Origin of the sequence: Vibrio sp. MEBiC08052 (assembly GCF_001506075.1) — a bacterium.
In the GTDB taxonomy this organism is placed as follows: domain Bacteria; phylum Pseudomonadota; class Gammaproteobacteria; order Enterobacterales; family Vibrionaceae; genus Vibrio.
Genome location: NZ_KQ947475.1, coordinates 281,671 through 302,759 on the forward strand (window position 1 = coordinate 281,671; position 21,089 = coordinate 302,759).

Sequence of the window (21,089 nt, forward strand, 5' to 3'; positions counted from 1 at the left end):
TTAGTTCCTATATGTTCATGATGATTCCGTCAGTGAGGTATGACGCTACCCTTGTAACAGATGAAACAAGACGCATATTTATTTTTTGCCATTATGAAACTAATTTTTTATGAGTCAATGTTATGTATTCTTTTTTCTCAACACTGTGATCAATAGAAAGAAATGACTGAAGCAGTTGCTGTGGAGACGACATTTTAGGCGGCTGGTGGATTGATGAAACCAAGTCAGATATCACCAACGAAATCCGATAGGGGATTTCTGTACTCGTGTCGGAGCATTGAATTCGATGCTCAGTGTTACTATCGACATAACTTGAATTTATATGAGATCAAGACCATATTTTACAGTTTAAATAGCACTGGTGAAACCATCTATCACGGTGCTTTCATTGTTGGTAAGGATAGGAATATGAAATTAATAAAAATATTAATCGCAACGTTGGGTTGTCTGTTCGCTTTGTCTGCCCAGGCTGGGTTCTATATCGCGAATGGTGTGTTATATGAGGGCAATGGGCATCCTTTCAAAATCCGTGGCATCAACCATGCCCACACTTGGTATGTTGATCGGCTGAATCATGCTTTAGACGGGATTGCCGCGACGGGGGCAAACACGGTTCGGATTGTTTTGAGTAATGGGCAGCGCTGGAATAAGAATCGTGCCGCTGATGTGGCGAATGTGATTCGGCAGGCCAAAGCAAGACATTTAATCACGGTGCTTGAAGTCCATGATACGACCGGGTTTGGTGAGCAGGCACAAGCCGCAAGCTTAGATTCTGCAGCCGACTATTGGATTGAACTCAAAGAGCAGCTCATCGGTCAGGAAGATTATGTCATCATTAATCTGGGCAACGAGCCGATGGGAAATGGCGTGAATACCAATGTGTGGAGCAATGATCATATCCATGCCATTCAGCGCTTAAGAAAGGCTGGGTTGACCCATACCCTGATGGTTGATGCGCCAAACTGGGGGCAGGACTGGCAACAAATTATGCTGAACCATGCTCACTCTGTATTTGATGCGGACCCGCTGCGCAATACGATTTTTAGTGTCCACATGTATCAGGTTTATAGGGACTATCCGACTGTGAATAATTACATCACTACTTTTCTTAACCAAGGTCTGGCGCTGGTTGTCGGTGAGTTCGGTGCGAGTCATCAAGGTGCAGATGTTGCTGAAGATGCGATTATGGAGCGGGCAGAAACGTTGAATATCGGCTATATCGGCTGGTCATGGTCGGGCAATAATCAAGATGTTGCGGATCTGGATATTGTCAATCACTGGGATAACAACTCATATAGCGAATGGGGTAATATTCTGATCAATGGCGTCAATGGTATTCGATCAACCTCGACACCTGCCACAATATTCACCTGTGGTGCATCTTGTCAGTAACTTTTTATGAGTGTTTATCTGCTCAATCACTAATCGGACGGAGATGATGTTATCTCTGTCCGGACTCTCACCAATGTACCTCGTTATTTATCACTTAGATGAAGGTGAATTGGGAGCAACCATACAGATTGGAAATAATTACAGGATTCAATATATCCCAGCTCGATTATAAGCAATTTGTTGTACTAATATGCTAATTGTTCCATTTGTCTCAGAGGTCAAAGTGTTGGCGCGTGACAAGACACTGTTTTTATCGTGAAAAAAGAAAACAGTGTGTATGAGCTTGTATGAGTTTTCGCGTCCCGCATAGAAATTGCCAGACTAAAAGAGAGGCAGATTAGGGAGAGAATGAATGTTGGCGGATAAAACTCTTTCGTGATTAATCCTGAATCTTCATCAATGCCATGCCCGAATATGAAGATGTTTGACGAGCTGGTCTGGTACGTTTTTGCCACTGTCGGTATACCTGATGTTTGATGAACTTTTTGTTTGTAGAGCTTTGCTCTGATCGAGTTTTGTTGCGGCAGCATCACTTATAGCAAAAGTAGCAAAGGAGAATATCTTGTGATGAATGTATCAAGTCATCGACACGGACTGGCCAGACCTAAAGTTCTATCTGTACTGATTTTTGCCGCATTAGCCAGCAGCGCAGTATCTGCTCAGGTGAGTATCGATTATTCAATTTCACCTGACGAACAAAATCATAAAATCAGTGATTTAATTTATGGGACCAATCATAGAATGAACATGACTGGTCATGAAAATTTTGGTTTCTATCGTCTCGGTGGTAACCGGACAACCGGATATAACTGGGAGAATAACTACTCCAATGCTGGATCAGATTGGCAGCATTCCAGTGATACCTACATGGTACCGGATGGTGTAGATGAAACCATTCCGGGGATTACGCTGACCGATTTTGTTGATAATGACGCGATTCCCGGCGCGAAAACAATGCTGACTGTGCCGTTAGCCGGCTACGTTGCCGCGGATAAAAACGGTACGGTACAGGAAGGGGAAGTTGCACCCTCATCTCGTTGGATTCCGGCGATAGCGAAAAAGAATGCACCGTTCTCATTAACCCCTGATCTTACCGATAATGCTGTGTATACCGATGAAATGGTCAACTTTTTAGTTGAGCGCTACGGCAAAGCGGCCGACGGTGGCGTATTTGCTTACTCATTAGATAATGAACCCAGTTTATGGTCTCACACTCACTCTCGAATTCATCCTGACAAACTGGGTGCCAAAGAGCTGGTTGACCGTTCAATTGAAGCAGCTCAGGCCGTCAAAGGCGTTGATCCGACTGCCACGATCTTTGGCCCTGCGTTATATGGTTTCGGTGCTTTTACCGGATTGAGTGATGCACCGGACTGGTCGAACTATTCGGCTCAATATCACTGGTTTATTGATTATTATCTGGCCCAGATGAAAGCGGCAGGTCAATCATCAGGGATGCGATTATTGGATGTGCTTGATTTACACTGGTATTCCGAAGCGCGCGGAGATCAACGTGTTACGGATGGTAATGCCGATTCAGCGAAAGATAAAAATGCCCGGATGCAGGCTCCCCGGACGTTATGGGATCCTGAATATCAAGAGGATAGCTGGATTGCACAATGGAATATGGCGGAGCTACCGTTGATTCCACATATTCAAGATTCAATCGATGCCCATTATCCGGGAACGAAGATCGCCTTCACCGAATATGGTTATGGTGGTGGTGATGATATTACCGGTGCGATTACTGAAGCCGATGTGCTGGGTATCTTCGGTAAATATGGTGTGTATGCCGCAAACAGCTGGATTTTAAATGACGAAGAGAAATATTTAGCCAGTGCATATCGTCTCTATCGAAACTATAACGGAGAGAATGGGACGTTTGGTGATACCAGCGTCACAGCAACAATGAGCGATAAAGAAAACAGCTCTATTTATGCATCGGTTGATTCAGAGACCGGGTTACTCCATGTCATCGTACTGAATAAGAATATGAATGAGTCGATCAATGGTGTGTTCAATATCGATTCAACCACGATTTATAAGTCAGGCAAGACTTATGTGCTCAATTCTGATTCGGTTGAAATTCAGGATAAAGGAGAGGTTGAGGTCACGAATAATCAGCTCAATTATGATATTCCGGCCTTGTCTGCTTATCATTTTGTCTTTAGTACCTCTGATGCCACCGATCCGACTGACCCCACAGATCCAACCGATCCGACTGATCCGACAGACCCTACTGACCCAACGGATCCCGGAACTGACGGGGTAACGGTGTCCGTCAATATTCCACAAGATGGTAGCGCATCATACTGCTCTGACATTGTGGTCACCAACAATGGTTCTGAAGCCGTTGAATGGCATACTGCTTTTGACGTCGAAGGCAGTGTGTATGCATTATGGAATGCAAACTGGGAACAGGCCGGCAGCAAAGTAACCATTCGTGGTGTTGAATGGAATAAAGTGTTGCAGCCCGGTGCAAGTACAAGTTCGATCGGGTTCTGTGCCAATCGTTAATTGATTGTTTTTAACTGATTGAGTCAGAAATAAAACTAAAATCCCCTGTGAAATACACAGGGGATTTTTACAATATCTACAATACACTGAGACACTTACCGACCATCTGAATCCGCTGAGCTGCTTTGTGCTTGTTTACTTGCCACTGTGCTTGATTTCAGCATATAGAAGCAGCCGTCTAGGCCATTTTGTGATCTTTGTACCCCGACGACCGCCTTACTGGTATGGTAACCGGTATAATAGGTTCCTGTGCTATAAGTGAGCGTCAGTGTTTGATTGTTTTCTACCCAGTTTCCGCTGTAACTACCGGTATTAAAAGTGCCGTCAGAGCTGAGAGTTACTGTTGTTGAAGAGTAACTTCCGTCGCAACCCCAATCAAAGTTAAGTGTGTAGGTACCCGTTGTTGCTACAGCTGCTGATGCGATACCAGTAAAGCCAATGGAACAGAGTAATGCAATTGATGGAATGAGTGGCGATTTCATGACAATTTCCTTTATGTTATGAGTGTGTGTTCATACATCAATAAAAACTATAGCTCCGAACAGAAACATATGCTCAAAAATATGAGCTTATTATCATAATTGGATGCCGTCATACTTGTTCACTCAACCTCTTTGAGGTTTTATTCTATTTGGAATTATGTGCTTATATTTATGTGATAACATCACGGTTTCAGCACGGACTCGGAATACGGAATAAAGCGTAAGAATTGCCACGGGTGTGTTCGTCTGAGATGGATTTAGATTGAAAGTATTCTTTATCAATGAACAACGGATATTATTTCCTTGAGATATAAATGCCTTAAGGGGGAGCCGTAAACATATGTTTTATCAACTGGGAATTAACATGAAAAAGAGATTATCTGCATTGTTATTTTTATGTGCTACAAGTGTATTTTCTGTGAATGCAAGTGAGACATTAATTACCGGGAAAGTGACAACTGTTGAGGCGACTTACATGCCGGGGAGCGTTACGTTCCAAATGAATGTTGGGACGTCACTCTGCCCGGCAGGGAAATGGTTGCAATGGAATAAAAATGAGGAAAATAATAAAGTGGTTTATTCGACATTGATGGCTGCACTTGTGAGTGGCAAAAACATCAACTTCTATCTGGTTGATGGTGATTCAGGCTGCCATGGAAAATTTATCCATCTCTTATCCAGCTAGTTTAGTCGTTAGACAGAGATGAATTTCTTTCATGTTTTACGTGAGTAAATCTCTCTTTTCTCATGTGAAGAACCGAGTACGCTATGAATATGATTCAATAGCAACTTGAGAAAATATCATGTCTTTGTCTATCCCCCCATTTCGTGCCGATGTGGTCGGCAGTTATCTTCGACCAAACTATCTTCATGACGCTCGCCGGCAGTTTGCTGCCGGTCAACTGACTCAGCAACAATTGACTGACGTTGAAGATCAAGCCATTACTGAGCTCGTTGCCCGTCAGAAAGCGGTAGGTCTTCAAGTCATCACTGACGGTGAATTCCGGCGGAGCTGGTGGCATCTCGATTTCATGTGGGGAATCCATGGGGTCGAAAAGTCTGAGATTGAGCAAGGTTATCTTTTCGCTCAGATTGAAACGCGTCCGGAGAGTATCCGTCTGACCGGGAAAATTAGCGGCGAGCACCACCCTTTTCTTGAGCATTTCCGGTTTCTGATGCAATTTGTAGAAGAGGGGGTTGTGCCTCGTCTGACGATTCCGGCCCCTGCTCAGTTTCTGAAAGAGCTACAGCGTCCGTGTAATCTGGAGCAGACCCAAGCGATATATCCGAATGAAAGCGATTTGCTTGATGATATTGTTCTGGTTTATCAAACCTTTATTCGGGAGTTGTATGCGGTAGGTTGTCGCAACTTACAGATTGATGACTGTACCTGGGGGATGTTAACTGATCCAAAAATTGCGGCGATTGCAGCAAAAGCGTCCACACCGAGAGAAGCAACTTGCGGATGTGGGGATTCTCACGAATTTGATCATACCCAAAGTATTGCGGGGTTAACGGAAAAGTTATTGTTGGTCAATAACCGGGCGTTAGCCAATGCGCCAGTTGATCTGATTTTGACAACACATGTTTGCCGCGGTAATTATCGTTCGACCTGGGCAGCATCTGGTGGGTATGCTCCGATTGCTGATGTCCTGTTCGCCAAAGAAAATGTCTCTGCATTTTATCTGGAATTTGATACAGACCGGTCCGGTGATTTTTCACCTCTCGCCAAAGTACCTCAAGACAAGCAAGTTGTTCTTGGCCTTGTTTCTTCGAAAACGGGTGAATTGGAAGATAAAGATGAAGTGATTACTCGCATTCATGAGGCGGCACAATATGTACCTCTGGAAAATCTGTGTCTGAGCACGCAGTGCGGTTTTGCTTCAACCGAAGAAGGGAATGAGCTGAGCGAAGAGCAACAATGGCAGAAAATTACACTTGTGAAAGAGATAGCCAAGCAAGTCTGGGGATAAGCTAACATGGCATGATGTATCCGCCCTGTCAGTTGCTTACAGCGTAAGTACACGGATAAATTTAGTGTACTTCCATTTCAATCTCAAAAAGAAGTAGCCGGTGACTGGTTACTTCTTTTTATTGATTGACTATTCTTGATTTCTTACATCTATCCTGCACAATAGCGGCCTGACTTTCGGCAGTCGTTTGGCGTAGGATCTGCATGTTACTCATTATTGATAATTATGACTCGTTTACTTACAACCTGTATCAGTATTTCTGTGAACTGGGGGCTGAAGTCAACGTCGTCCGTAATGACCAGATTGATATTGCCGGAATTACTTCACTCAATCCTTCCCATCTGGTGATTTCTCCGGGGCCATGTACGCCGAATGAAGCGGGGATCTCTCTCGATGTCGTCAAACATTTCGCCGGCCAGCTTCCTTTGCTTGGGGTTTGTCTCGGCCATCAGGCCATTGCACAGGCTTTTGGAGCAAAGGTTGTCCGCGCAAAGCAAGTGATGCATGGTAAAGTTTCGTCAATTTGTCACAGTGGTCAGGGGTTATTTCATGGTTTAAATCATCCGTTAACGGTCACTCGTTACCATTCTCTAGTTGTGGAACGACAGAGCTTGCCGGATTGTTTCGATATTACGGCCTGGACTGAAACTGTCGATGGTGATGTTGATGAGATCATGGGATATCAGCACCGAACCCTACCCATTGATGCCGTTCAGTTTCATCCGGAATCGATAAAAACCGCACAAGGCCATGCGTTGTTGGCGAATTTTTTACGTCGTTGAATTGGTATTGCAATTCATCACTACTGCGATGTGATTAAATAAAAAGTCATTTTTATTGCATAATTATACAATTGGGGTAACTTGTGACAGAATCATCTGACAAGCGTTAGTGTGGATGATATTGTCTATAGGCATTGAGTGAATTGTATCTCAACTACCGAAACACGGTCAGAATGAACAGATCATCTATACTGGTGAATATTTGGATGAGGCGGTTGTAAGCTCACGAGCGAAGAGGGAGTGTGAATGGCTACACAGAATAATGTTGATCGGGCACAGTTTGATGAAGTTATGGTGCCTTGTTACAGTCCGATGGAAGTGATTCCGGTGAAAGGAAAAGGGTCTCGGTTGTGGGATCAAGCAGAGAAAGAATACGTCGATTTTGCCGGTGGTATTGCGGTCAGCTGTCTGGGGCATTGCCACCCTGCAATGGTTGATGCATTGACTGAGCAAGCGCAGAAGCTTTGGCATCTGAGTAATGTAATGACCAACGAACCGGCATTGCGCCTGGCAAAAAAACTGACGGAACTGAGTTTTGCCGAGAAAGTTTTTTTTGCCAATTCAGGCGCTGAAGCGAATGAAGCAGCATTGAAGTTGGCTCGGCGGTGGGCTGTAGATAATTATGGTCCGGAAAAATCGGAGATTATTGCTTTTCAGCAGGGATTTCATGGCCGGACATTTTTTACGGTGACTGTTGGTGGGCAATCGACTTATTCCGATGGCTTTGGCCCGAAACCTTCGGATGTCGTTCATCTGCCTTATAATGACTTAGCCGCATTCAAAGCTCAGATTTCCGATCGGACGTGTGCAGTGATGATGGAGCCATTGCAGGGCGAAGGTGGGATTATTAGCCCGACAGCAGAATTTATTCAGGCGGTCAGAGCGCTGTGTGACGAGCACAATGCATTATTAATTTTTGATGAAGTACAGACAGGGAACGGCAGAACCGGTGATTTCTATGCGTATCAGGGAATTGGGGTCACACCGGATATTCTCAGTACAGCAAAATCGCTGGGTGGGGGATTTCCGATCGGTGCGATGTTAACGACGACAGCGATTGCATCTCACTTCAAGGTTGGTGTACATGGCTCGACGTATGGCGGCAATCCACTTGCCTGTGCGGTCGCTGAAGCGGTAGTCAATATAATCTCTCAACCTCAGGTGCTTGACGGCGTCAAAGAAAAAGAGCAGTTGTTCCGTGATGGATTAGAACGGATTAATGCCAAATACCCGATATTCAGTGAGATCCGTGGCAAAGGTTTATTGCTCGGTGCCGTGCTGACCGAAGCTTGGCAAGGCAGAGCACGTGACATACTACAGGCTGCGGGTAAAGCGGGTGTGCTTGTTTTGGTCGCCGGACCAAATGTGGTTCGCTTCACACCGTCACTGGTGATTGAGGATGCCGATATTCAGGAAGGCTTGTTACGACTGGAAAAAGCTATTGCATCATTAACTTAGTTTAAATTTTAGCTCAGGTTCGCAACGATCCTGAGCTATGCTTATAGTCAGACTGATTTCATTTCGGACTCAGGTTTTCAGGGGGAGACACCCATGCTTGTTGTTCGTCCCATTACAATGACTGACTATAATGCGCTCTATCATTGTGCGATAGAATCTGGTTATGGTTTTACATCACTGCCTGTCAATGATGCACTATTGTCTCATCGTATTGAGCATTCAGAAGCAAGTTTTGCCAAGACGGATATTCAGTCACCGACTGATGAGAGTTACCTGATGGTTGGGGTGGATAGCGAAAGTGGCCGGGTTGTCGGTACGACGGCAATTGAAGCCTACGTCGGTTGGGATACGCCGTCTTATTCTTATCATATTAGTACCATGCTTCATTCTTCCCGTCGCTTAGGCGTCAATAAAATCGTGAAATTACTGACACTTGGTAATAACTATACCGGGTGTTCTGAACTGTGCACTCTGTTTCTCTTACCCGAGTTTCGTGCTGGCCTGAATGGACGTCTGATGTCTAAATGTCGCTTTCTAATGCTGGCGGAGCACCGAGAGCGCTTTTCTCAGACCATTATTGCTGAAATGAGAGGCGTCTCTGATGAACAGGGAAACTCCCCGTTCTGGCAATGGTTGCAGGAGCATTTTTTCTCCATTGATTTTTCTCTGGCGGATTATTTGACGGGGTCGGGTCATAAAGGATTCATTGCTGAACTGATGCCAAAATTACCGATCTATATCAATCTGCTCAGCCCTGAAGCCCAAGCCGTGATCGGGAAAGTCCATGATAAGACCAGACCCGCTTTAAAATTATTGGAAGAAGAAGGTTTCGCTTGCCGTAATTATGTCGATATTTTTGATGCGGGTCCGACGGTTGAATGTGATTTACGCCATATTGAGTCGGTGAGACATTCTCTGTCTGCTACGGTTAAAGTGGCGCAACATCACAGCCAACAAAAAGTCATACTCAGTAATACTTCATTTGAATTTTTTCGGGCCACGATTGCTGAGGTCGATTTTTACCCGGAATCTGAGACTGTGATCATCACGCCTGAAGTCGCTCAGGCTTTGTTGATTCAGTCTGGTGATCGGGTTCGTTTTCTGATGATTCGTTAATTTCCTGAATCTGAAAACAGGAACGCGATGATAGTCCAAGATGATTAATAAAGAAGGAGGCGCTATGACGCCGGATTCATTATTTACCGCATTATGGCAAGATTATACAGCCAGACTTTGCCCATCAGCGCAGCGGATTCACAAACTCCTTCAGGAAGATGAACCGCTCAACAATGATCATATTGCGTTGCGGACGTTTAATTTGTCACCAGTAAACCTTGACGTGATGGCTGCACCCTTTGTTCGGTTGGGATATGTGTCGAAAGGGCACTATCAGTTTGAACAAAAAAAGTTAGCTGCGCAGCACTTTGAACACCCGAACCCCAAGTTACCTAAAGTCTTCATCAGTGAGTTGGAAGTTGAACGCTGTTCCGGATCTGTGCAAAAGATCGTGAGAAGTCTGGTCTCTCATGTCAGGTCCGACATGGTTGCTGATACTGACTTTCTTTATGGTGGGCGCTTATGGCCGGTTTCACTCGAGCAGTATTATCTGTTAGCTGAAGAAAGTGAGTATGCCGCCTGGGTCGCTGCTCATGGTTATGGCGCAAACCACTTTACAGTGAGTGTCAACCAGTTGGCCCGATTTAATCAGGTTGCGGAGATCAATGCTTATCTGGACGAGCATGGCTTTGTGATCAATTCATCTGGTGGTGAAGTGAAGGGATCACCTGAGTTATTTTTGGAGCAATCATCGACAATGGCTGATCGGGTCGTGGTTGAATTTGATGAAGCGGAGTTGTTGGTTCCCGGAGGTTTCTATGAATTTGCCAAACGTTATCCGATGGCAAATGGCATATTATATCCGGGATTTGTCGAAGCCTCGGCTGACAAAATTTTTGAAAGTACCAATGATCAGTGATGCATCATTCTCAATCGTCGTAAATAAAAGAGCCATCGAGAAGATGGCTCTTTTGTTGGTTCAAGCAGAAAAAATTATCTTGTACCGTAAACAACAATTGTTTTTCCGTGGGCTGAAATAAGGTTCTGCTCTTCGAGCATTTTCAAAATGCGGCCAACGGTTTCACGAGAACAGCCGACGATCTGGCCGATCTCCTGACGGGTAATCTTGATTTGCATTCCGTCTGGGTGCGTCATTGCATCGGGTTGTTTTGCCAGATTTAACAGCGTCTGTGCAATACGACCAGTCACATCCAGAAAAGCCAGATCACCGACTTTCTGGCTGGTAACTTGAAGGCGGCTTGCCATCTGTCCTGCCAAACGCATCAAAATATCTGGGTTGACCTGAATTAACTGACGGAATTTTTTGAAGGAAATTTCTGCAACTTCGCAGGGAGATTTCGCTCTGACCCAAGCTGTTCGTTCTTGACCTTCTTCGAATAAACCAAGTTCACCGATGAAGTCACCCTGATTGAGATAGGAAAGGATCATCTCTTTCCCTTCTTCATCCTTGATCAGAACAGCAACAGATCCCTTCACGATGTAATAAAGCGTTTCCGCTTTTTCGCCTGCATGAATCAGCGTACTCTTTGAAGGGTATTTATGTATGTGACAATGTGAAAGAAACCACTCTAATGTTGGATCGGTTTGAGGTTTACCTAGAACCATAATATCTCTCTTCCTCTGCAGGGTATGCTTGCTGCTTTCCATGTTTTCGCGAAGCTTTTGAACTGAACATGTTTAAACTGAACATATTCCTGAACTAAATACTTAGCATAAGAGCACTTGAGAAAGCCTGCAAGTTGTCTTCTGTTTCGGTATCAAATAGTATCCTTTTTCTTACACAATTTCTTGACTTTAATCGTGTCATGACCGTGATTTAGTACGCAAAAACGTGCGCCTGGTCACGGTATAGGAACTAAAAGAGCCCAATTTGTGTCAGTGAATCGTGATTAGCCAATTTTTCCGGTTTCTATCAACTGCTGAAGAATAGGACGGACAATCAACTCCATGGCAAAACTCATTTTTCCACCGGGCACGACAATGGTGTTATGACATGACATAAATGAGCCATCAATCATTGCCAACAGGTAAGGGAAATCGACTTTTTTGATGCCTAGCAAGCGGATGACCACAAAACTTTCATCCAAACTCGGAATCCCTTTTGCACTCAGTGGATTGGATGTATCCACTGTCGGAACCCGCTGAAAGTTAATATGTGTCCGAGAAAATTGGGGCGTAATGTAATTTAAGTAATCATCCATGGAGCGAACGATCGAATCCATCACGGCTTCTCGGGAATGTCCTCTGTCCCGGGTGTCCCGGACATACTTTTGAATCCACTCCAGATTGACGATCGGCACCATGCCAATGAGAAAATCAACATGTTGGGAGACATTGGTTTCGCCATCGACCACCCCCCCATGAAGCCCTTCATAAAAAAGCACATTGGTATCATTGGGGAGATCTTGCCATGGCGTAAATGTTCCCGGCATCTGGTTATAGGGAACTGCTTCATCAAATGTATGCAGATAACGGCGAATTTTCCCTGTGCCGGTACGGCCATATTCCCGGAAAAATTCTTCCAAAGCGGAAAAATCATTCGCTTGTGGGCCAAAATAACTGATATGACGGCCCTGTTCTCTGGCCTTACGGATTTCGACATCCATCTCCGGTCTGGTGAAACGGTGGAAACTGTCCCCTTCAACCCAAGCCGGCTTAATTCGCATCATATTAAACATTTTGCGAAACGCTTCGGAAGTCGTTGTTGTTCCGGCACCTGAAGAGCCGGTTACTGCGATAATCGGATGTTTTGCTGACATGACATACCTTGTCTTATCATTCCTTGTCGTGCACTCAATCAACCGATTCCCCGGAGAAAACCGAGAAATCGATTTCACTATATCATGGAAATTGGTGCTGTCATCGGACAATTCATGAATTAACGATATCTGTTTTGTTGAATATCTACAGATTCGTGAAGCTCGGAATACACGATAACTGCTTCTCCGGATTGAATCTGTTGTTTGACCTGAGCGACCTTCTCTTCAAGAGAAATTTCTTGCTCACCGTAGTCGGTTCCTTCCCGGAGGATAAATTCTCGGATCAGGTTATCGAGTGTATCCGGTTCGAGCGTTTGCCAAGGAATAATCATAATGATGACCTTCTATACGATCACTCTGGGATGAATGAATTGCGTGTATATTAGCGGATTTTGCACGATGTTGCTCAATAATCATGACTTGTCACGCAAACATAGAGCATGCTTGAGGTGTGATTATAGTGACGAGATGAACACTCATCCGCTCGATGAGTGTTCTCAATCGTTGTTGGGTCAGGTTTAATTGTTGGGTGACGAGTTGGGTGACTGTGCCCGATAATAGTGGGGTAGAGCCTCTTCTAGCCAGAAACGTGGTTTGGAGATGGTGCCACTCAAAAAGCCGACATGCCCGCCGTGTTGCAGTAATTGATAATCTATCGTTTTTGGTAATGGCTGGGTCGGAATGACAGCATCGGTCATGAATGGATCGTCTTGTGCGTGTAAAATCAGCGTTGGCAGACGGATTTGCCCGAGTTTATATATTGCTGAACAGCGTTGATAGTAGTCTTGGGCGTTGTTAAATCCGTGCAGGGGAGCCGTAATCAGATCATCGAATTGCTGCAATGTTTTCAACTGCCTGATCGAAGGTTGTGAAAGAGGAATCGCTTGTTGCAGCGTTTCGAATTTACGATAAGCATTTTGCTTGAGCGAACGGAGCAGATAAGCCTGATAGATACGTGAGAAGCCGCGATTAATTCGGCGTGAACTGTCACTCAAATCGAAGGGAGCAGAGATAATAGTGGCACTATCGATAAGTGGCTGATCTGCAAATTCTGCCAAATAGTTTGCCAACATATTGCCACCGAGTGAGATACCGGTAGCCATCTTGTAATTGGACGGGAAACGTTGCTGAATGTGCGTCAGAAAATAGCGTGGATCGCTGGTTTCTCCCGAATGGTAGGCGCGGGCTTGTCGGTTTGGCTGGCCGTTACACCCACGAAAGTGCATCATGACAGATAACCAGCCTTGTTGCGCGAAAGCGTGCATCAAACCGTTGGCATAAGGGCTATGAAAGCTTCCCTCGAGACCATGAAAGAGAATAAACAAAGGTTTTGTCTGCACATCAGGTTGATTTGGGTCTTCACTCCAAGCCAGGCTCAAAATATCATCATCCGGTGTCGTCAGCGTTTCCCAATGCGGTGAAAATAAAGGAGTGCGTCGAACCCATCTGGGCAGCAGTGTCTGAATGTGTGGCGCTGTACCACCTAAAGCCGGCTTGAATGTCAGCAACCTATTTTGGCTCACGTTTTGTATCGAACTGCTCACCGCGATTCTTTCCTCTATTTTTTGTGCTTGGCATGTGTTGATGAAAATGATGCGGGTTTTGCAAAGATCTGAGCCAGATGATCGGCTGCCAGTTCTTTGCAATAGCGTTGGGTCATCAATTGTGTGTCGCCGGGCTGCAACTTGAGCTGATTAATACCATCCACCAGATCGGATTGTTGCTGTTTTTCCAGTTGTAGCTCAAATTGAAGAGCTTCACGATAGAGCGTATCCGGCAGATGTGTTTTGAGTTTTCTGCGTAACTCTCGATAGCTATTGAGCAGTCCTTCAGTGGCACTGATACAAGTCATCACACGATGCCAGTCTTGTTGCCCGATGCTGAGCTGCTGTTCATCGAGCCATTTCAGAAGTAAGAGTAAATTGACGTTACCGTGGTAGTTGTTTTGGAGGCTGAGACAGGCTTCTTTGACTTCCCGGACACTGTAATATTGCAAACTAAATTGCCAAAGTCGCTCCAGTGTCAGGGAAATCGGTGTCTGAATCATAAAGTGTTGAACTCCTGTTCCATCTGTTCTAGGCGCTCTTGATGCTCCATCCATTGAGACTCAAGTTCCTCAAGGTCAGATTTACTTTGAGCCTGAAGCGCAAGCACCTGAGTAAGTTTAGCTTTATTCTCCGCATCATACAGGGATGAATCGCTTAATTGCTGCTCTGCATCGCTGAGCGTTGATTGTAATTTATCGATTTGCTGCTCTAATTGTGTCAGTTTCTTGCGAATTGGTGCGGTTTGCTGACGGAGTTCTGCTTCTTTACGTTTTTGTTCTTTTTTCGCCGCGGCACTGAATTGACTGTCTTTCGTTGTGGTTTGTTCTTTCTTGTCTTGCTTTTGTTGTTTTTGCTGCTCGGTGAGCCAGCGGTAATAATCATTCAGATCGCCATCGAATGCGACCACTTTGGCATCATGAACCAGATAAAAATCATCAGTGGTTGCCCGAAGCAGATAGCGATCGTGGCTGACAATGACCATTGCTCCTTCGTAAGTCTGCAAGGCGAGTGTCAGTGCCTGACGCATATCGAGATCAAGGTGGTTGGTCGGTTCGTCCAGTAACAGCAGGTTCGGTTTCTGCCAGACGATCAATGCCAATACGAGTCGCGCTTTTTCGCCACCGGAGAAAGGCGCGACTTTTTCGAGTGCTTTATCACCTTGAAAACCGAAGCTACCGAGATAATCTCTTAGTTGTTGTTCGGTATGATGCGGTGCGATTTGCATTAAATGTTGTAACGGGTTTTCTTCCGGATGAAGCGTTTCCAACTGATGCTGGGCAAAATAACCGATTTTGACGCCTTGAGAATAGGTGAGCGCACCGCTTTGAGGTTGTAACTCCCCAGAGAGTAGTTTGATGAGCGTTGATTTCCCTGCCCCATTACGACCCAGCAAACCGATCCGACTACCGGGTACCAGATTCAATTTGATCTGGTTGAGGATCGCGACGTGATCATATCCGGCAGCAACTTCATCCATCATCAGAATCGGGTTCGGCAGAGCCGCCGGCTCTCTGAATTCAAAACTAAACGGATTATCCAGTTGCGCGGGCAGCACCTTTTCCATCCGTTCCAGTGCTTTAATCCGACTCTGTGCCTGACGAGCTTTGGATGCCTTGTAACGAAAACGGTCGATATAGCTTTGCATATGAGAAATTTGCTTTTGCTGTTTCTGATACATCGCCTGCTGAAGAACCAGTTTTTCGGCTCTCTGATTTTCGAATGATGAATAATTACCGGTGTACTCGTTGAGTTGCTGATTCTCGATATGGATAATCCGGCCGACAATCGGATCAAGAAAATCCCGGTCATGTGAAATTAGGATCAGTGTGCCGGGATAATTCTGTAGCCAGCGTTCCAGCCACATAACTGCATCTAGATCCAAGTGGTTGGTTGGTTCATCGAGTAACAGGAGGTCTGAGCGACAGAGCAATGCCTGAGCCAGATTCAGGCGCATCCGCCAGCCACCGGAAAATTGTGTCAAATGCCATTGCATCTGTTCTTGACTGAACCCCAGACCGTCCAGTAATTCAGACGCACGGGCCCGGATACTGTAACCACCGATCGTCTCAATATGACCGTGCAGTTCTGCTACCCGTGTCCCTTCTTCACGTTGTTCTGCTTGCTGCAACTGTTTTTCCAGTAAGCGGTATTCCCGATCACCATCAATCACATATTCTATTGCACTACGTTCGAGTGCCGGTGTCTCTTGCGCGACCCAAGCTAACTCCCATTGGGCCGGCATATTGAATGAACCGGCATCGACACTGAGTTCATCTTTGAGTAATGCAAATAATGTTGACTTACCACAGCCGTTTTTACCGACCAGACCCACTTTATCGCCCGGATGGATCGTCGCTGAGGTTTGTTCTAAAAGCGGTTTTCCGCCACGCAATAACTGAATATCAGAAAAGGTAATCATAAAAATGTATCTGGTTGAAAACAAACTGCCCGAAATAGTAGGTGGATTGATGACAAATGTCGATGATTAGCGGAGCGCGATGGTTGGATCTTGCGGTGGTTCGGCTTCATTGATGATTCGTGTTGGTGTTAGCGACGTCTCGCTCGTCTATGATTTGAGATGATCGGTTCCGGAAGCGAAAATAATTATTACAGAAATCTCAGGGAAGATTGGTACGGACTGATTACAATACGTTATGATTCAGTTAAATAGACAGAGGAGTGAAGTTAGTCATGGCTGATACGGTTTCGTGTACCACCGAATGCCCCAAGGTGTTGGTGATCTTTGCTCATCCGGAGCCACAGAGCTCCGTTGTGAATCAGATATTAATTGAAGCGATCAAGCCGCTTGAAAATGTCACCATCCATGATCTTTATGCAACCTATCCTGACTTTTTTATTGATGTCGATGCTGAACAAAGTCTGTTGATGGCGCATGATGTGATCGTTTTTCAACATCCTCTTTATATGTATTCTTGTCCCGCATTGCTAAAAGAGTGGTTGGATCGGGTCTTATGCAAAGACTTTGCATTTGGCTCTCAATGTGCACTGGCAGGTAAAATCTGGCGCAGTGTGATTACCACCGGGGGCAAGAAAACGGCTTTTGGTCATAAGGGGTATAACAAATATCCGTTGGACGAGATTCTACAACCGTTTGAACTGGTTGCCTCTCTTTGCCGCATGGCATGGTGTGATCCATTGATCCTATACTGGTCTCGTAATGTTACTGAAACTGAAAGATATCAACATGCCGAGTCTTACCGTCAGTGGCTGAGTGCACCCGAGATGATAGATACTCACGGTTCAGAGGAGCAATAAATGGCAGCATTGACGAATGATTTCTTACAAAGTAGTGCTGTATTTCTGACAGCGGCAGCCATTGCTGTGCCTGTGGCCCAGCGTGCCGGGCTTGGTTCGGTGTTGGGATATCTGTTAGCCGGGGGAGCGATTGGTCCTTGGGGACTGGGATTAATTAGTGATGTAGACGCGATTCTGCATTTTGCAGAATTCGGTGTGGTTTTATTGCTGTTTGTGATCGGGCTTGAACTGAATCCGCGTAAGCTTTGGCAAATGAAATCACCGATTCTCGGGCTTGGCGGTGCTCAGGTTGTGGTGACCAGTGCCGTGTTAGCCAGCCTCATCCATTTTTTTGTCAACAGTTGGCAGGTTAGTTTGGTGATGGGGATGGGATTAGCGCTTTCTTCTACAGCAATTGCTTTGCGGGTGATTGAAGAGCAAGAACTGGAGCGCAGTGAAACCGGGCAGTCAGGCTTTGCGGTATTGTTATTTCAGGATATTGCCGTGATCCCCATGTTGGCGTTGTTACCTGTATTAGCCGGGAATTCTGCCGGGGATTGGATTGATGCACTGTGGATGCTCTGTGGCATTGTCGGATTGCTGGTCGGCGGTCATTTTCTATTAAGCCCGTTGTTTCGCTATATCGTGATGAGCGGTGTCCGGGAGTTGTTCACTGTTGCGGCATTATTGTTGGTCATTAGTATTGCGTTGCTGATGCAATTTTTAGGGCTGTCCATGGCGTTGGGGACGTTCCTTGCCGGTGTGTTGTTGGCAGAAAGTGAATTTCGCCATGAGCTGGAAGTGTCTATTGAGCCGTTTAAAGGGCTATTGCTCGGGCTCTTCTTTATTGCGATCGGTATGGCCGTTGATTTAGGACTATTGTTCAACAATCCATTACAGATTCTCGCGGCGGTAACTGTACTGGTGGTAATTAAAGGTGGGATTCTCTACTTACTGGCCCGATTGTTCGGAACTCGCGCGAAAGCGCGTAGCAGTATGGCCGCCATTCTGAGTCAGGGAGGCGAGTTTGCTTTTGTCATCTTTACCGCTGCGCAGTCCGAAGGTTTACTGCAAGCAGAGCAAACGTCATTTTTGCTGGTGGTCGTCAGTTTATCGATGGTCACTACACCACTGTTGCTCAGTATTCAGAAACGTTGGTTTGCCCGAGAGTTCAACTCGGCAGATGATTTAGCGGTTGATGTCGAAAATAATGACCCGAGAGTGATTATTGCCGGGTTTGGGCGGTTTGGGCAGATCGTGGGTCGTTTGATGTTTGCCAATAAAATCAAAGTGACTGTTCTTGAAAGTGATGCGAGTCAGATCAAACTACTGCGTAAGTATGGTTATCAGGTTTTTTATGGGGATGCGACCAATCTGGAGTTACTGCGCTCAGCGGGCGCAGAAGATGCGGAAGCGATTGTGGTATGTACCGATGATCCGGATGAAGTGATGGCGATTGTTGCGTTATGTCAGCATCATTTCCCGAAATTGAAAATTTTAGCGCGGGCGCGCAGTCGGGTTGAAGCTTATCAACTGCTTAATCATGGTGTACCGCACTTCTCGCGAGAAACATTCTTGGGAGCGCTGGATTTAGGGAGACAAACATTGGTTGAATTAGGGATGCATCCCTATCAGGCAAAACGAGCTGAATCACATTTTTGTCGTTTAGATAATGCGATGCTGGAAGAGCTGTTGCCGATGCATAATGAAGGCAAGCAACTCTCGTTGCGTGCCAAAGAGACTCGGCAAGAACTGGAAGAAATATTTGGGCGCGAGATGGAGAAAGACCATCAGGCTCGAGACTTTTGGGAAAGAGATCAGGATTAATTTGTGCAAATTAAGAAACGTTTTATAGCCGGAGCATGTTGTCCGCAGTGTCACACTGCCGATTCACTTTGCTGGTGGGAAGTGAATCATGTTGAGCATGTCGAATGCGTGGAATGTGATTATACCGAACAGCGAACACCACGTTCCGTTGAGCAAAGTACACATGCGGAAGAAGCGATGATTGGTATTTTTAAACCGGACTAATTGAGGTTTACGAGAGACTTCTTCATAATATCGCTCAGTTCTCCAAGGATTTCGAATCACTTGGACATGCAATACGGTCACAATCGGTGACAAAATACACTCGATGCCTTGGAGCGTTTATGAAAATTGAAAAGAATGTTGTGGTGAGTTTAGCGTACCAACTCAAACTGGAAGACGGAGTTGTCGCTGATCAGTCAACTGCTGATGCCCCGCTTGATTACCTGCATGGTCATCACAACCTGATCGTCGGCTTAGAGCGTGAACTTGAAGGTAAAGTTGCTGGCGATAAATTTACTGCAACCATTACACCTGAAGACGCATACGGTGAATACAATGATGACTTGGTTCAGCGTGTTCCGGCCGATGTTTTTCATGGTGTCGATCAACTTGAAGCGGGTATGCGTTTTCTGGCAGAAACTGATCAGGGTCAGATTCCGGTCGAAATCACAGAAGTTGACGGTGATGAAGTCGTCGTCGACGGTAACCACATGCTGGCCGGTCAGACACTGACGTTTGACGTTGAGGTTGTCGCGGTTCGTGCAGCAACAGATGAAGAGGTTGCTCATGGGCATATTCATCAAGGTGGCGGTAGCTGTGGACATGATCACGACCATGGTGAAGAAGGCTGCTGTGGTGGAAATGGCGGGTGTGGTTGCCATTAATTGTCCTGATTCGTTTCACTGAATCTACTAAATGGAAACACCTGCCGATTTGTGCAGGTGTTTTTTTATGGTCTTACGAGGATATATATGAAGAAACGTTTTGCGATTGCAATTCATGGCGGTGCCGGCACAATTCTGCGTTCTCAAATGACGGATGAAATTCAGCGGGATGTGGAACAGGTTTTGGATCTAGCTGTCTCTCAAGGCCATCAGTTACTCGCGCAAGGCGGCAGCGCTGTCGATGCGGTTGTCTGCGCTGTCAGAATTCTTGAAGACTCTCCACACTTTAATGCAGGGAAAGGCTCTGTCCTGACGGCGAAAGAGATGGTCGAAATGGATGCGGCGGTAATGTGTGGTGAACATCGCCAGGCAGGGGCGGTTGCCGGGGTTCGTCATATCAAAAACCCAGTGCAACTGGCTAAAGATGTGATGCAGCAGAGTGCTCATGTGATGCTCATTGGTGAAGGGGCGGAAGAGTTTGCAGCAAAGCTTGGTTATGACTATACCGAACAGGATTATTTTTTTACCGACAGACGTTACGAACAACTGTTAGCTATGAAAGCTGCAGGGAGCTTTGCGTTGTCTGAGTCAAGTTATCCCGATGAGCATAAATTCGGCACTGTCGGTGCCGTTGCATTGGATCAGAATGGTAACCTTGCTGCTGCAACCAGTACCGGAGGAATCACCAATAAACAGTTTGGGCGAGTCGGTGATTCTCCGATTATCGGTGCCGGAACTTATGCAGAAAATCATAATGTTGCTATATCTGCAACCGGCATGGGTGAAGTCTTTATGCGTTGTTGTGTTGCCGGTGATATTGCCGCGCGAATGCGTTACTTACGGGAAGATGTACATACAGCTTGCACCGAGGTCATTCAAGGTGAGGTGAAAGACTTGGGTGGAGAAGGCGGGGTGATTGCAATTGACCAATTCGGGGAGATTCATTTTGGTATGAACTGTACCGGTATGTATCGGAGTTGCATCGATATTCATGGCAAAAAACAGATCAAAATCTACGCAGACGAGATGTAAACCGGCATTTTACGCAAACGATTTCTTCTTGATTCTAAAATCGAACAAAAAGCGTTTTTTTATGAATTTTTTATGCTTAAAAAATGACTGCATCATCCAACATTCGGTGGTAGAATCCATTT

General features: G+C 45.6%; 20 protein-coding genes. 13 read left to right on the forward strand and 7 right to left on the reverse strand.

What is annotated here, in order from left to right; translation table 11 throughout:
* Nucleotides 1-408: 408 nt before the first annotated feature.
* Together VRK_RS01270 and VRK_RS01275 are read left to right on the forward strand one after the other, a co-directional pair.
* Nucleotides 409-1,392: a glycoside hydrolase family 5 protein gene (locus VRK_RS01270; protein WP_059119742.1), complete on the forward strand. Its 984-nt coding sequence runs from the start codon at nucleotides 409-411 to the stop codon at nucleotides 1,390-1,392.
* A 567-nt stretch (nucleotides 1,393-1,959) separates the two neighbouring features.
* Entirely contained in the window at nucleotides 1,960-3,909 is a 1,950-nt protein-coding gene (locus VRK_RS01275) for a glycoside hydrolase family 44 protein (protein ID WP_059119743.1), read from the forward strand.
* A gap of 95 nt (nucleotides 3,910-4,004) precedes the next feature.
* On the opposite strand, the gene VRK_RS01280 is transcribed toward VRK_RS01275, so the two are convergent.
* Complete coding sequence (locus VRK_RS01280) at nucleotides 4,005-4,391, reverse strand: lipocalin-like domain-containing protein (RefSeq protein WP_059119744.1); 387 nt, start codon at nucleotides 4,389-4,391, stop codon at nucleotides 4,005-4,007.
* Between the two features lie 340 nt (nucleotides 4,392-4,731).
* Between VRK_RS01280 and VRK_RS01285 the strand changes: the two genes are divergently transcribed.
* The 6 genes from VRK_RS01285 (at nucleotide 4,732) to VRK_RS01310 (ending at nucleotide 10,579) form a co-directional block, all read left to right on the forward strand.
* Nucleotides 4,732-5,076 (forward strand): hypothetical protein, encoded by a 345-nt coding sequence (locus VRK_RS01285; RefSeq protein WP_231735722.1) that lies wholly within the window; start codon nucleotides 4,732-4,734, stop codon nucleotides 5,074-5,076.
* Nucleotides 5,077-5,194: 118 nt separating this feature from the next.
* On the forward strand, nucleotides 5,195-6,364 hold the full coding sequence (locus tag VRK_RS01290; protein WP_059119745.1) for a 5-methyltetrahydropteroyltriglutamate--homocysteine S-methyltransferase: 1,170 nt from the start codon (nucleotides 5,195-5,197) through the stop codon (nucleotides 6,362-6,364).
* A 203-nt stretch (nucleotides 6,365-6,567) separates the two neighbouring features.
* Entirely contained in the window at nucleotides 6,568-7,146 is a 579-nt protein-coding gene (locus tag VRK_RS01295; protein WP_059119746.1) for an aminodeoxychorismate/anthranilate synthase component II, read from the forward strand.
* A gap of 246 nt (nucleotides 7,147-7,392) precedes the next feature.
* Entirely contained in the window at nucleotides 7,393-8,604 is a 1,212-nt protein-coding gene (locus VRK_RS01300; protein ID WP_059119747.1) for an aspartate aminotransferase family protein, read from the forward strand.
* A gap of 93 nt (nucleotides 8,605-8,697) precedes the next feature.
* The gene (astA, locus tag VRK_RS01305; protein ID WP_059119748.1) at nucleotides 8,698-9,720 is read left to right on the forward strand and encodes an arginine N-succinyltransferase; all 1,023 of its coding nucleotides are present in this window, start codon (nucleotides 8,698-8,700) and stop codon (nucleotides 9,718-9,720) included.
* A 64-nt stretch (nucleotides 9,721-9,784) separates the two neighbouring features.
* Nucleotides 9,785-10,579: a DUF1338 domain-containing protein gene (locus tag VRK_RS01310; protein ID WP_059119749.1), complete on the forward strand. Its 795-nt coding sequence runs from the start codon at nucleotides 9,785-9,787 to the stop codon at nucleotides 10,577-10,579.
* A 74-nt stretch (nucleotides 10,580-10,653) separates the two neighbouring features.
* Here the strand turns inward: VRK_RS01310 and crp are convergent, their stop codons facing one another.
* The 6 genes from crp to VRK_RS01340 form a co-directional block, all read right to left on the reverse strand.
* Nucleotides 10,654-11,286, reverse strand: a complete 633-nt coding sequence (crp, locus tag VRK_RS01315) for a cAMP-activated global transcriptional regulator CRP (RefSeq protein WP_038179153.1) — start codon at nucleotides 11,284-11,286, stop codon at nucleotides 10,654-10,656.
* 284 nt (nucleotides 11,287-11,570) lie between these two features.
* Complete coding sequence (locus tag VRK_RS01320; protein ID WP_059119750.1) at nucleotides 11,571-12,440, reverse strand: phosphoribulokinase; 870 nt, start codon at nucleotides 12,438-12,440, stop codon at nucleotides 11,571-11,573.
* A gap of 119 nt (nucleotides 12,441-12,559) precedes the next feature.
* Complete coding sequence (locus tag VRK_RS01325) at nucleotides 12,560-12,772, reverse strand: YheU family protein (protein WP_059119751.1); 213 nt, start codon at nucleotides 12,770-12,772, stop codon at nucleotides 12,560-12,562.
* A 186-nt stretch (nucleotides 12,773-12,958) separates the two neighbouring features.
* Entirely contained in the window at nucleotides 12,959-13,948 is a 990-nt protein-coding gene (locus VRK_RS01330) for a hydrolase (RefSeq protein ID WP_059119752.1), read from the reverse strand.
* A gap of 50 nt (nucleotides 13,949-13,998) precedes the next feature.
* Nucleotides 13,999-14,487: a TIGR02444 family protein gene (locus tag VRK_RS01335; RefSeq protein ID WP_059119753.1), complete on the reverse strand. Its 489-nt coding sequence runs from the start codon at nucleotides 14,485-14,487 to the stop codon at nucleotides 13,999-14,001.
* Nucleotides 14,484-16,406 carry an ABC transporter ATP-binding protein gene (locus tag VRK_RS01340; protein WP_059119754.1) on the reverse strand — a complete coding sequence of 641 codons (1,923 nt, stop codon included), beginning with the start codon at nucleotides 16,404-16,406 and terminating at the stop codon, nucleotides 14,484-14,486. Before VRK_RS01340 ends, VRK_RS01335 begins: the two co-directional genes overlap by 4 nt.
* 272 nt (nucleotides 16,407-16,678) lie before the next feature.
* On the opposite strand from VRK_RS01340, the gene kefG reads away from it, so the two are divergent.
* The 5 genes from kefG (at nucleotide 16,679) to VRK_RS01365 (ending at nucleotide 20,967) form a co-directional block, all read left to right on the forward strand.
* Nucleotides 16,679-17,263: a glutathione-regulated potassium-efflux system ancillary protein KefG gene (gene kefG, locus VRK_RS01345; protein ID WP_059119755.1), complete on the forward strand. Its 585-nt coding sequence runs from the start codon at nucleotides 16,679-16,681 to the stop codon at nucleotides 17,261-17,263.
* On the forward strand, nucleotides 17,264-19,069 hold the full coding sequence (kefB, locus tag VRK_RS01350) for a glutathione-regulated potassium-efflux system protein KefB (protein ID WP_059119756.1): 1,806 nt from the start codon (nucleotides 17,264-17,266) through the stop codon (nucleotides 19,067-19,069). It abuts the gene before it with no gap.
* Nucleotides 19,070-19,072: 3 nt separating this feature from the next.
* Complete coding sequence (locus tag VRK_RS01355) at nucleotides 19,073-19,273, forward strand: YheV family putative zinc ribbon protein (RefSeq protein WP_059119757.1); 201 nt, start codon at nucleotides 19,073-19,075, stop codon at nucleotides 19,271-19,273.
* A 119-nt stretch (nucleotides 19,274-19,392) separates the two neighbouring features.
* Nucleotides 19,393-19,935, forward strand: coding sequence for a peptidylprolyl isomerase (gene slyD, locus VRK_RS01360; RefSeq protein ID WP_059119758.1), 543 nt, complete (start codon nucleotides 19,393-19,395; stop codon nucleotides 19,933-19,935).
* Between the two features lie 87 nt (nucleotides 19,936-20,022).
* Nucleotides 20,023-20,967 (forward strand): isoaspartyl peptidase/L-asparaginase family protein, encoded by a 945-nt coding sequence (locus tag VRK_RS01365; RefSeq protein ID WP_059119759.1) that lies wholly within the window; start codon nucleotides 20,023-20,025, stop codon nucleotides 20,965-20,967.
* The last annotated feature ends 122 nt before the right edge of the window (nucleotides 20,968-21,089 follow it).